Raw genomic sequence first — 11,587 nt, forward strand, 5'->3', positions numbered from 1 at the left:
GTTGAAATGACCGGCCACCGCGATCACTTGCGGCTGGCGGTGTCGGTGCTGTCCACGCTGCAGTCGCTCAGCTCCGTCGTGCAGGTACGTTCACTGGAAGTTTTTACCGTCAACGACGCCTACTTCGTGCGCCCCATCACCTGGATGGACAAAGGCCAATGGGTTTCTGCCGAAAGCGAAGCAGCCCAAGACCCCTTGCGCCAGCCCATCACGGAAATACCCGCTTTGCTGGAATGCATCCAGGCGCGCAGCGCCAGTGCTGCCGCAACCCTGGGCCGGGGGCGCTATTGCCTATGGCTGCCCGTCTGGATGCATGACAAGGTGACAACCTGTCTCGAAGTCATCCAGTCGCGCCCCTTTTCGGCCCAAAAACTCGATGTGATCACCAGCGTCTTTCACGTCTACAAAAACTACCAGAGCCTGCTGGACTACAGCGAGCGCGATGCGCTGACCGGCCTGTTCAACCGCAAGACTTTCGACGAGCAGTTCTCACGCTTCACATCCAACGACCCTGGGGAGCGGCCCCAGGCCATCGCCAGCATGGAGGAAGACGCCGACGCCCCCCCGGACACCATGCAGCAATGGCTGGCTGTGGTGGACATTGACCATTTCAAAATGGTCAATGACCGATTCGGACACCTGTATGGCGATGAAGTGCTGATCCTGGTCGCCAACATTCTGCGCTCCTCGTTCCGCAGCCATGACCGCATTTTCCGCTTTGGCGGCGAGGAGTTCGTGGTGCTGTTGCGATCGACCAGCCTGTCAACAGCGCACAAGGTTTTCAACCGATTCCGCAAGAACGTCGAAGACTACTATTTTCCGCAGGTGGGGCAGGTCACCGTCAGCGTGGGTTTTGTCTCTACCGACAAAGGCTCGCCCGTGGAAATCCTGGGCCAGGCTGACCAAGCCTTGTATTTCGCCAAGGAAAACGGGCGCAACCAGGTGCGCTACTACGACGACCTCGTGGCCGAGGGGCATTTCCAATCCAAGGTCAGCAACGACGACGTGGAGCTTTTCTAAGGCGATGACTGAATAAGTCACCGGATGGTGCGCGCCGTGCATCGGGATGGGATGCAAGGCGCAGTCATAGCCGCAGCTATGGCGAGGATTTGCAACGCCGCAGACCGCCCGAGGTACGAATGCGCAGCGCGTGAGGGACTTGTTCAGCATCGCCCTAAGCCCAGGCAACCGCACAAAGTGCGGTGCATGCAAGCGCCTCCCGGCGCAAACAAAAAATCAGATCTTCTGAGCCACCCAATCAGCCACCGAGGCCAGCGCTGCGGGTAGTTGCGCCGCATTGGTACCGCCGGCCATAGCCATGTCGGGCTTGCCGCCGCCCTTGCCGCCCACCTGCAGGGCCACAAAGTTGACCAGTTCACCGGCCTTGATGCGGCCCACGCTGTCGGCGGTCACTCCGGCAGCGATCTGCACCTTGTCGCCATCGACGGCAGCCAGCACGATGGCAGCCGTCTTGAGCTTGTCCTTGAGCTTGTCCATGGTGTCACGCAAGGTCTTGGCGTCAGCGCCCGGCAGGGCTGCAGCCAGCACCTTGATGCCTTTGATATCGACCGCCTGGCCCAGCAGCTCGTCACCCTGGCTGGAGGCCAGCTTGCCCTTGAGCGCGGCCACTTCCTTCTCCAGCGCGCGCGCGTGCTCCAGCGCCTGGCTGATGCGGCCCGTGAGTTCGGCCACGGGCGACTTCAGCACGCCTGCGGCCTGGTTTACCGTGTCTTCCAGGTTTTGCAGATAGGACAGTGCGTTGACCCCGGTCACGGCTTCAATGCGGCGCACACCCGCAGCGACACCGCCCTCACCCACCACCTTGAACAGGCCAATGTCGCCCGTGCGCTGCACGTGCGTACCGCCGCACAGCTCGCGGCTGGTGCCAATGTCGAGCACACGCACGGAATCGCCGTATTTTTCGCCAAACAGCATCATGGCGCCGGTCTTCTGGGCCGATTCGATGTCCATCACGCGGGCCTGCGTGGCGACGTTGGCGAGTATTTCCTCGTTTACGCGGCGCTCGATCTCGCGCACCTCGGCATCGGTCACGGGAGCGTTGTGCGCAAAGTCAAAGCGCGTACGCTCAGAATTGACCAGGCTGCCCTTTTGCTGCACATGGCTGCCCAGCACTTCGCGCAGCGCCTTGTGCATGAGGTGGGTGACCGAGTGGTTGCGCATGGTGGCGGCGCGCACGGCCTGGTTCACCTGGGCCTGCACAGTGTCACCCACGTTCAGCGTGCCCTCTTCCAGCGTGCCATGGTGGCCGAACACGTCGGCCTTGATCTTGAGCGTGTCGCCCACCGCAAAGCGGGCTGAGCCGCTGGTGATCACACCTTCGTCACCCACCTGGCCGCCGCTCTCGGCATAGAACGGGGTCGTGTCGAGCACCACCACACCGCTTTGACCTACTTTTAGAGCTGCAGCGCTTACCCCATCGACGTAAATAGCTACAATTTTTGCAGTCTCTGCCAGATGCTCATAGCCGGTGAAGCGATTGACGTCGCCCGTATACTCCAGCGCCTTGTCTATCTTGAACTTGCCGGCAGCGCGGGCCTGGGCCTTCTGTTTTTCCATGGCGGCCTTGAAACCAGCCTCGTCCACCTCGACGTCGCGTTCGCGGCACACGTCGTTGGTCAAGTCGAGCGGGAAGCCGTAGGTGTCGTGCAGTTTGAAGGCCACGTCACCAGGCAGTACTGTGGCGCCGCCGCCCAGAGTGGCGTCCAGAATCTCCATGCCGTTGGCCAGCGTCTCGAAGAAGCGCTCTTCCTCGGCTTTGAGTACCTCGGTGATGCGTTGCTCCTGGGCACGCAACGAGGGATAGGCGTCGCCCATCACACGCACCAGGTCGGCCACCAGCTTGTGGAAGAACGGCGTTTTCTGGCCCAGCTTGTAGCCATGGCGGATGGCGCGGCGAATAATGCGGCGCTGCACATAGCCACGTCCTTCGCTGCCGGGGATCACGCCGTCGCTCACCAGGAAGGCCGTGGCGCGGATGTGGTCGGCAATCACGCGCAGGCTCTTGTTGTCCAGATCGCTCACGCCGGTTTCACGGCCAGCAGCCTTGATGAGCTGGTCGAACAGGTCGATCTCGTAGTTGCTGTGCACATGCTGCAGGATCGCGGCAAGGCGCTCCAGGCCCATGCCGGTGTCCACGCAGGGCGCGGGCAGTGGCGTCACCGAGCCGTCTTCCGCCATGTTGAACTGCATGAACACGTTGTTCCAGATCTCGATGAAGCGGTCACCATCTTCCTCGGGGCTGCCCGGCGGGCCGCCGGGGATGTGGTCGCCGTGGTCGTAGAAAATTTCGCTGCACGGGCCGCAAGGGCCGGTGTCGGCCATCATCCAGAAGTTGTCGGACTTGTAGCGCCCGCCCTTGTTGTCGCCAATACGGATCACACGCTCAGGCGGCAGGCCGATTTCCTTGGTCCAGATATCGTAGGCCTCATCGTCCTCCATATACACCGTGGCCAGCAGGCGATCCGCCGGCAATTTGTAGACCTCGGTCAGCAGCTCCCAGGCCCACTTGAGCGACTCGCGCTTGAAGTAGTCGCCAAAACTCCAGTTGCCCAGCATCTCGAAGAAGGTGTGGTGGCGCGCGGTGTAGCCCACGTTCTCCAAATCGTTGTGCTTACCGCCCGCGCGCAAACAGGCCTGCACCGACACCGCACGGTTGTAGGGCCGTTTGTCAGTGCCCAGAAACACGTCCTTGAACTGCACCATGCCCGAATTGGTGAACATCAGCGTCGGGTCATTGCCCGGCACCAGGGGGCTCGAAGCCACGACGGTGTGGCCCTTGGAGGCAAAAAAGTCCAGGAAAGTCTTGCGGATGTCGGCAACGGTGAAGCTGGGGGTCATGGTTTTCTTCTCGGAAGGGAGAGCGGCGGCGCTGAAAAAACAGGCGAACCGGTGATTTTAGGGGGTTTCAGCCCGCTGTCTGGCTGCGCAGGAATGCGAACACAGTTTCGTCCTGGCAGTGCGCCACATTGAAACGCAGCCAGGGGCTGGGCTGCAGATCCACGGTGAACAGATGCCCCGGCCCCAGCAGGATGTCCTGCTCGGCCGCCTTGTAGGCCAGTTCGCTGGAATTTTCGATGGCCGGGTGGCGCGCCCACTGCAGCATGCCGGCCTTGGGCTCGACGAACAGCTCGAAGCCCAGGTCCAGCAGGCTGGAGGCAACGCGCTGCTGTGCGACCGCCAGACGGTCGCGCAAAGCCTTGGTGTGCTTGCGCCAGCGGCCATCGAGCAAGGCACCATAGGCCAGGCGCTCGGTGAATTCCGAGGACGTCAGACCCGAGATCATCTTGAGCCGCGCCAGTTCTTCAAGCAGGTCGGGGTGTGCGGCCAGGTAGCCCACACGGATGTTGGGCGAGATGGTCTTCGAGAAGCTGCTGATATAGACCACGCGGCGCAACTGGTCCAGGCTGGCCAGCGTGGGGCGCGGTTCGGGGTCCAGATCAACGTAAATGTCGTTCTCCACCACCACGAAATCGTACTTTTCCGCCAGTTGCAGCAGGCGGTACAGGTGCGCCACCTGGGCCGTCGAGCCGGTGGGACTCTGCAGCCGGGGCTGGGTGAAGAACACCTTGGGGCGGTGTTCCTGGATACGCGCCTCCAGCAGGTCCAGGTCGTAGCCGTTGGCCGTGCGGGGCGCGCCCACCAGTCGTGCGCCCAGAAAGCGTAGCGCCGACAGCAGGTTGGCATAGCCCGGTTCATCCACCAGCACGGCATCGCCGGCGCGCACCAGCTGGCGTGCCACCAGGTCCATCGCCTGGCTCGACCCCTGGGTCAGCAGCACCTGCTCGGCCGTGACCACCACCTCGTGCTCGGCAAGCAGGTCGCGCACCAGTTGGCGCAGCGGCAGGTAGCCCTTGGGCTCGCCGTAGCCGCCCAGGTCCACTTCTTCGGCGGCCAGCGCGCGCAGGCCGCGGCGCACCCCTTCGGAGAAAAGCCAGTCGCCCGGCAGCCAGCCGCAGCCGGGCTTGAGGCGCAAAGCCCGGTTTTCAAAGATGCGCTGCATGTACCACATCGAGTCGAAGCTGTACTGGCCCGCCGGCCCGGGCGCCTCCAGCGCGGTGTCGGCCCGTCGGCGCACGAAGAAACCCGAGTGGGGCCGCGAGACAAAGTAGCCTTGGGCCACCAGCCGGTCATAGGCATCGACCACCGTGTACACGCTCACGCCATGGGCATGGGCAAACTGCCGTATCGACGGCAGTTTGGCTCCTGCACGCAACGTGCCGTCTTCGACCAGTTGCCGGAAGCCCTCCACAACCTGGAGGACCAGCGGCGTCGACGCTTGGGGATTCAAAGAAAACATGGGGTACCAGACATTGCGCCCGCAACCAAGGGTTTGTCTGTACAGGTAGTCTGAACAGCACAGTGCATTCCTGATTGCAAGGTATCTGTATATGTTAGCCGCGCAGGGGCGCTCCTACAGTGGCAGCAGGATCAGAAACCTCTGCCATCACCCCGGAAGGACCCCATGCAACGCGAACCCCATCTGAACAACGCCGCCCTGTTTGCCCGCCGCGAGGCAGCCATCCCGCGTGGTGTCGGCCACTCCCACCAGATCTTCATCGAGCGCGGCGAAAACGCCGAGATCTGGGACGTGGAAGGCCGCCGTTACATCGACTTCGCCGGGGGCATCGCGGTGCTCAACACCGGCCACCGCCATCCCGCGATTATCCAGGCCGTCAAGGACCAGCTCGACCACTACACCCACACCTGCTTCCAGGTGCTGGCATACGAGCCCTACGTCGAGCTGGCCGAGCGCCTGAACGCCAAGGCACCGGGCAACTTCGCCAAGAAGACGATGTTCCTGACCACCGGTGCGGAAGCCGTGGAAAACGCCGTGAAGATCGCCCGCGCCCACACCGGCCGCTCCGGCATCATCGCCTTCACCGGCGGCTACCACGGCCGCACCATGATGACCATGGGCATGACGGGCAAGGTCGTACCCTACAAGGCCGGCTTCGGCCCCTTCCCGGCCGAGATTTTCCATGCGCGCTTCCCCACCGAACTGCATGGCGTGAGCGTGCAGGACGCCGTCGGCTCGCTGGAAAGCATCTTCAAGAACGACATCGAGCCCAGCCGCGTGGCGGCCATCATCATCGAGCCGGTACAGGGCGAAGGCGGCTTCAACATCGCGCCGCCCGCGCTGCTGCAGCACCTGCGTGCCGTCTGCGACCAGCACGGCATTCTGCTGATCGCCGACGAAGTGCAGACCGGCGCCGGCCGTACCGGCAAGTGGTTCGCCGTCGAACACAGCGGCGTGGCCCCGGACCTCATCACCATGGCCAAGTCCATGGCCGGCGGCTTCCCGATTTCCGCCGTGGTCGGCCGCGCCGAGGTGATGGACGCCGCCGCACCCGGCGGCCTGGGCGGCACCTATGCCGGCAGCCCGCTGGCCTGCGCCGCTGCGCTGGCCGTGCTGGACGTGTTCGACAAGGAAAACCTGCTGCAGCGCGCCGAGGACGTGGGCCTGCGCCTGGTGGCCGGCCTGCAGGAACTGGCCCGCAAGCACCGTTGCATCGCCGAGGTGCGCGGCCTGGGCGCCATGGTGGCCATGGAACTGTGCCAGGACGGCAACCCGCACCAGCCCGACGCCGCCCTGGCCAAGGCCCTGTCGGCCGAAGCCACCAAGCGCGGTCTGATCCTGCTGACCTGCGGCACCTACGGCAACGTGATCCGCATCCTGGTGCCGCTGACGGCCAGCGATGCGCTGCTCGACGAAGGCCTGGCGATCATTGGTGCATCCCTGGAGGCCGCCGTCGCTGCCTGAGCACGACGGTTTGCCCTCTTGCGGGCCCACGGCCCGGCGCAGGATCGCCGCGCCGGGCCGTGGTCTTTCTGCCGGGGTATCACCGTACAAGCGCATACGGACGCCATTTTTCACGCCCTCCGTTTTGCGCTAATGGCGTAGTGCGTCGGCACTAAAATTGCTATTAAATACATAGCATTCAAGCTTAATCTTGTGGACCATCGTGGGGCATCGCTCTCAACCAAGGGTTTCTGTGTAGAGGCTTGCAGTACTGCACAGTGCGCACCCCACAGCGGCCTTCTGTATATGTCCGCATCCGCCTGAACGCCCTACAGTTCTCCCCATCGCATCCACAACCAGACACCCGCCCATGACCGCAAGCGACGCACTCGTCACATTCCGAGGGGTACAAAAAACCTACGACGGCACCAGCCTGGTGGTGCGTGACCTGAACCTGGACATCCAGCGCGGTGAGTTCCTCTCGCTGCTCGGCCCCTCGGGTTCGGGCAAAACCACTACGCTGATGATGCTGGCCGGGTTCGAGTCCCCTACGGCCGGTGAGATCAGTCTCAACGGCGTACCCATCACCCGCACCCCGCCGCACAAGCGCAATTTCGGCATGGTGTTCCAAAACTACGCCCTGTTCCCACACATGACGGTGGCCGAGAACATCGCCTACCCGCTGCGCGTGCGCAAGCTCCCCCAGGCCGAGCGCGAGGCCAAGGTGGCGCGCGCGCTGGAGATGGTGCAGATGGACACCATGGGCATGCGCTACCCGACGCAGATGTCGGGCGGGCAGCAGCAGCGCGTGGCGCTGGCGCGCGCGCTGGTGTTCGACCCGCAGCTCGTGCTGATGGACGAACCGCTGGGCGCGCTCGACAAGCAGCTGCGCGAGCACATGCAGCTTGAGCTCAAGGCGCTGCACCGCCGCCTGGGCGTGACGTTTGTGTACGTGACGCACGACCAGGCCGAGGCGCTGACCATGTCCGACCGCGTGGCGGTGTTCAACGACGGCCGCATCCAGCAGATCGACCGGGTGGACCGGCTTTACGAGACCCCGACCAACCGCTTCGTCGCCAATTTCGTGGGCGACAACGCGGTGCTCGAAGCCAAGGTGCATGCCACCGAGGGTGAAGAATGCGAAGTGGTGCTGCGCAACGGCGCCCGCCTGCACGGCCTGAACGTCAACCGCGCCACGGTGGGCGACGCGGTGCAGTGCAGCGTGCGCCCCGAGCGCATCCAGCTGGCCGATGGCACGAGTAGTAACACCCTAAGCGGCACCGTGATGGACGTGATCTATTTCGGCGACCACCTGCGCCTGCGCTGCAAGATGGCCAACGAGGCCGAAGTGATGGTCAAGCTCTCACTTCACCATGCCGCCGTGCCCACCCCCGGCCACACCGTGTACCTGCACGCACCGGCGCAGCACACGCGCGTGTACCTCTGACCCCTTTTCCCCACACCCTCAAGGAGACAAAAGCATGAAATCCACCCCCACCCTTCGCCCCCTGCTGCTCGTCGGCGCCCTGGCGCTGGCCCTGCCGGCCCTGGCGCAGCACAACCTCACGGTCGTGAACTTCGGCGGCGCCAATGGTGCCGCCCAGAAGAAGGCCTACTTCGAGGCCTACGAGAAGGCCTCGGGCGGCAAGATCACCCCGGTGGAATACAACGGTGAGCAGGCCCGCATCAAGGCCATGGTCGAGGCCAAGAAGGTTACCTGGGACGTGGTCGAGGTCGAGGGCCCGGACATCAGCCGCGGCTGCGACGAAGGCCTGTTCGAGCGCATGGACTGGAGCAAGCTCGGCAGCAAATCCGACTACCTGCCCGCCGCCGTCCATGAATGCGGCGTCGGCGCCTTCGTCTGGTCCACCGTGCTGGCCTACAACGGCGACAAGCTCAAGACTGCCCCCACCGGCTGGGCCGACTTCTGGGACGTGAAGAAATTCCCCGGCAAGCGCGGCCTGCGCAAGGGCGCGCGCTACAACCTCGAATTCGCGCTCATGGCCGACGGCGTGAAGGCCGCCGACGTGTACAAAGTGCTGGGCACCAAGGACGGCGCCGACCGCGCCTTCAAGAAGCTGACCGAGCTCAAGCCCCATATCCAGTGGTGGGAAGCCGGCGCGCTGCCCCCGCAGTTCCTGGTGGCGGGCGACGTGGCCATGACCAGCGCCTTCAGTGGCCGCATCGATGCCGCGCAGCGCGAGGGACAGAACCTCCAGATCACCTGGACCGGCGGCATCTATGACCTGGACTTCTGGGTCATACCCAAGGGCGGCGCCAACAAGGACGCAGCCATGAAGTTCATCGCCCTGGCCAGCTCACCCGACGCCCAGGCCGAATACGCGCGCCACATCTCCTACGGCCCGACGAACAACAAGGCCATGGCCAAAATCGACGCAAAGACCCAGGCCCTGCTGCCCACCTCGCCCGCGAACAGCAAGGATGCGCTGCGCTTTGACGTGGTCTTCTGGGCCGATCAGGGCGAATCTCTTGAAAAGCGCTTCGCCGCATGGGCCGCGCAATAAGTCTTGGCCAGCACCCTCCCGCATGAAGGCCTCCGCATGAATACCGCCACCATGGCCATTCCCCAGGACCAGGACGCGCCCCCCGATCTGGGGCGCCAGTTGCGCACCGCCGAGCGCAGGCGCCGCCTGCGCTCCATGGCGCTCACCCTGCCCTTGCTGGCCTTCCTGCTGGTGGTGTTCATGGTGCCCCTGGCGGGCCTGCTGATTCGGGCCGTGGAAAACCCCGAAGTGGCCGACACCCTGGTGCATACCGGCCCAGCGCTGAAAGGCTGGAACCACCAGAGCGCCCCGCCCGACGCGGCCTACGCCGCGCTGGTGCGGGACCTCTCGGCCCTGCAGGAAACCGCGCAGGCCGGCGCCCTGGCGCGGCGCCTCAACAGCGAAATCAGCGGCGCGCGCTCACTCATCATGGGCACCTACCGCGCCCTGCCGCTGGGCACGGGCCTGAACGACGCCGAGGTGCGCGAGCGCATGCTGGCGCTCGACCCACGCTGGGCCGAGGCGCCCTACTGGCTTGCCATCGCCAAGAATGCCTCGCGCTGGACGCCGGACTACCTACTGGCCGCCGTGGACCTACAGCGCACGCCGCAGGGAGACGTGGTGGCCGTGCCCTCCGAGGCGGCCGCCTTCCGGGACATTCTGGTGCGCACCTTCGAGATGAGCGCCACAGTGACGCTGCTGGCCATCCTGATTGGCTACCCGCTGTCCTACTGGCTCAGCACCTTGAGCGAGCGCCGCGCCAACCTGATGATGATCCTGGTGCTGGTGCCGTTCTGGACCTCGGTGCTGGTGCGCATCGCCGCCTGGATCGTGCTGCTGCAAAGCAACGGGCTGGTCAACCGCTTCCTGATGTCCCTGGGCCTCACCGAAACGCCCGTCCCGCTGCTGTTCAACCGGCTGGGCGTGGTGATTGCCATGGTGCACATCCTGCTGCCCTTCCTGATCCTGCCGCTCTACAGCGTCATGAAGTCCATCCCGCCCAACTACCTGCGCGCCGCCGTCTCGCTGGGCAGCACGCCGCTGGCAGCGTTCTTCCGCGTCTATGTGCCGCAAACCTACCCCGGCGTGGCCGCAGGCGGCCTGCTGGTGTTCATCACCGCCATCGGCTACTACGTCACCCCCGCCCTGCTGGGCGGCCCGAGCGACCAGATGCTGAGCTACTACGTGGCGCAGTACACCAACGTCGAGGTCAACTGGGGCATGGCGGCCGCGCTTGGCTCGGTGCTGCTGGTGACCACCCTGGTGCTCTATGCCATCTACCGCAAGTTCGGCAAGGCCGAATTGAGCATGGGCTGACCCCGGCACGGAACCCTTCCCATGAAAACCTCAACCTTCCCCGTACATTACCGCCTGGCCGACAAACTGGGCTGGCTGGCGCTGCGCGCCTTCTGCGTTGGCGTGCTGCTGTTCCTGCTGCTGCCGATCATCGTCATCGTGCCGCTGTCGTTCTCCAGCGGTTCCTTCCTGTCGTACCCGCTGCCGGGCTGGTCGCTGCAGTGGTATGAGGAACTGTTTGCCTCGGCCGAGTGGGCGCGCGCCACGCGCAACAGCTTCATCGTCGCGCCGCTGGCCACGGTGCTGGCCACCGCCTTGGGCACGCTCGCGGCCATGGGACTGGCGCGCACCCGCTTCGTGGGCAAGGGGCTCATCAGCGGCATGCTGATCTCGCCCATGGTGGTGCCCATCGTCGTGGTGGCTGTCAGCACCTACCTGTTCTTCGCGCGCATTGGGCTGTCGGAAACCTACCTCGGCCTGGTGCTGGTGCACGCCGCGCTGGGCGCGCCCTTCGTGGTGACCACGGTGCTGGCCACGCTGCAAGGCTTCAACCAGAACCTGGTCAAGGCCAGCCTGAGCCTGGGCGCCGGGCCGGTGCGCACCTTCTTCAAGATCACCCTGCCGGTCATCGCGCCGGGCGTGATCTCGGGTGCACTGTTCGCCTTTGCCGCCTCGTTCGACGAGGTGGTGGTCACGCTGTTCCTCGCCGGGCCCGAGCAGGTCACGCTGCCACGCCAGATGTTCACCGGCATCCGCGAAAACATATCACCTGTGATCGCTGCCGTGGCCACGCTGCTGACGCTATTCACCACGGCGCTGATGATGACACTCGAATGGCTGCGCGGACGGCGCAGGTAGTCCTTTGCGACACCCGCGCTCCGAATTTTGCGCTTCCCTTTTTACCTTTCCGACACGACCGAGCCTTGCCATGATCACCCCAAGCTCCCAGCTCTCGCTGCTCAAAGACCCCAGCCTGCTCAAGACCCAAGGCCTGATCAACGGCCAGTGGGTCGCTGGCAGCAGCCAC

General features: G+C 64.5%; 8 protein-coding genes. 6 read left to right on the plus strand and 2 right to left on the minus strand.

Features of this window, described 5'->3' with window-relative positions:
* On the plus strand, nucleotides 1-1,020 hold a 1,020-nt coding region (locus ACYVOC_RS01960), incomplete at its 5' end, for a GGDEF domain-containing protein (RefSeq protein WP_461160697.1).
* Between the two features lie 216 nt (nucleotides 1,021-1,236).
* Here ACYVOC_RS01960 and alaS read toward each other — a convergent pair.
* Both alaS and ACYVOC_RS01970 read right to left on the minus strand, forming a co-directional pair.
* Nucleotides 1,237-3,858 (minus strand): alanine--tRNA ligase, encoded by a 2,622-nt coding sequence (alaS, locus tag ACYVOC_RS01965; RefSeq protein ID WP_461160698.1) that lies wholly within the window; start codon nucleotides 3,856-3,858, stop codon nucleotides 1,237-1,239.
* A 67-nt stretch (nucleotides 3,859-3,925) separates the two neighbouring features.
* On the minus strand, nucleotides 3,926-5,317 hold the full coding sequence (locus tag ACYVOC_RS01970; RefSeq protein ID WP_116003700.1) for an aminotransferase-like domain-containing protein: 1,392 nt from the start codon (nucleotides 5,315-5,317) through the stop codon (nucleotides 3,926-3,928).
* A gap of 165 nt (nucleotides 5,318-5,482) precedes the next feature.
* Here ACYVOC_RS01970 and gabT point away from each other — a divergent pair, with 165 nt between their 5' ends.
* The 5 genes from gabT (at nucleotide 5,483) to ACYVOC_RS01995 (ending at nucleotide 11,418) form a co-directional block, all read left to right on the plus strand.
* Nucleotides 5,483-6,781 (plus strand): 4-aminobutyrate--2-oxoglutarate transaminase, encoded by a 1,299-nt coding sequence (gene gabT / locus ACYVOC_RS01975; RefSeq protein WP_461160699.1) that lies wholly within the window; start codon nucleotides 5,483-5,485, stop codon nucleotides 6,779-6,781.
* A gap of 349 nt (nucleotides 6,782-7,130) precedes the next feature.
* Entirely contained in the window at nucleotides 7,131-8,207 is a 1,077-nt protein-coding gene (locus ACYVOC_RS01980; RefSeq protein ID WP_461160700.1) for an ABC transporter ATP-binding protein, read from the plus strand.
* A gap of 34 nt (nucleotides 8,208-8,241) precedes the next feature.
* On the plus strand, nucleotides 8,242-9,285 hold the full coding sequence (locus ACYVOC_RS01985; RefSeq protein ID WP_116003697.1) for an ABC transporter substrate-binding protein: 1,044 nt from the start codon (nucleotides 8,242-8,244) through the stop codon (nucleotides 9,283-9,285).
* A 36-nt stretch (nucleotides 9,286-9,321) separates the two neighbouring features.
* Nucleotides 9,322-10,581, plus strand: coding sequence for an ABC transporter permease (locus ACYVOC_RS01990; RefSeq protein ID WP_461160701.1), 1,260 nt, complete (start codon nucleotides 9,322-9,324; stop codon nucleotides 10,579-10,581).
* A gap of 21 nt (nucleotides 10,582-10,602) precedes the next feature.
* A complete protein-coding gene (locus ACYVOC_RS01995) occupies nucleotides 10,603-11,418 on the plus strand; it encodes an ABC transporter permease (RefSeq protein ID WP_461160702.1) in 816 nt (271 codons plus the stop codon).
* The last annotated feature ends 169 nt before the right edge of the window (nucleotides 11,419-11,587 follow it).

This window comes from Simplicispira piscis, assembly GCF_054783455.1.

Coding starts and splice junctions, on each gene's coding strand:
- ACYVOC_RS01970 (WP_116003700.1), bottom strand. CDS start 5,317: ATGTTTTCTTTGAATCCCCAAGCGTCGACGCCGCTGGTCCTCCAGGTT.
- ACYVOC_RS01985 (WP_116003697.1), top strand. CDS start 8,242: ATGAAATCCACCCCCACCCTTCGCCCCCTGCTGCTCGTCGGCGCCCTG.
- ACYVOC_RS01990 (WP_461160701.1), top strand. CDS start 9,322: ATGAATACCGCCACCATGGCCATTCCCCAGGACCAGGACGCGCCCCCC.
- gabT (WP_461160699.1), top strand. CDS start 5,483: ATGCAACGCGAACCCCATCTGAACAACGCCGCCCTGTTTGCCCGCCGC.
- alaS (WP_461160698.1), bottom strand. CDS start 3,858: ATGACCCCCAGCTTCACCGTTGCCGACATCCGCAAGACTTTCCTGGAC.
- ACYVOC_RS01980 (WP_461160700.1), top strand. CDS start 7,131: ATGACCGCAAGCGACGCACTCGTCACATTCCGAGGGGTACAAAAAACC.
- ACYVOC_RS01995 (WP_461160702.1), top strand. CDS start 10,603: ATGAAAACCTCAACCTTCCCCGTACATTACCGCCTGGCCGACAAACTG.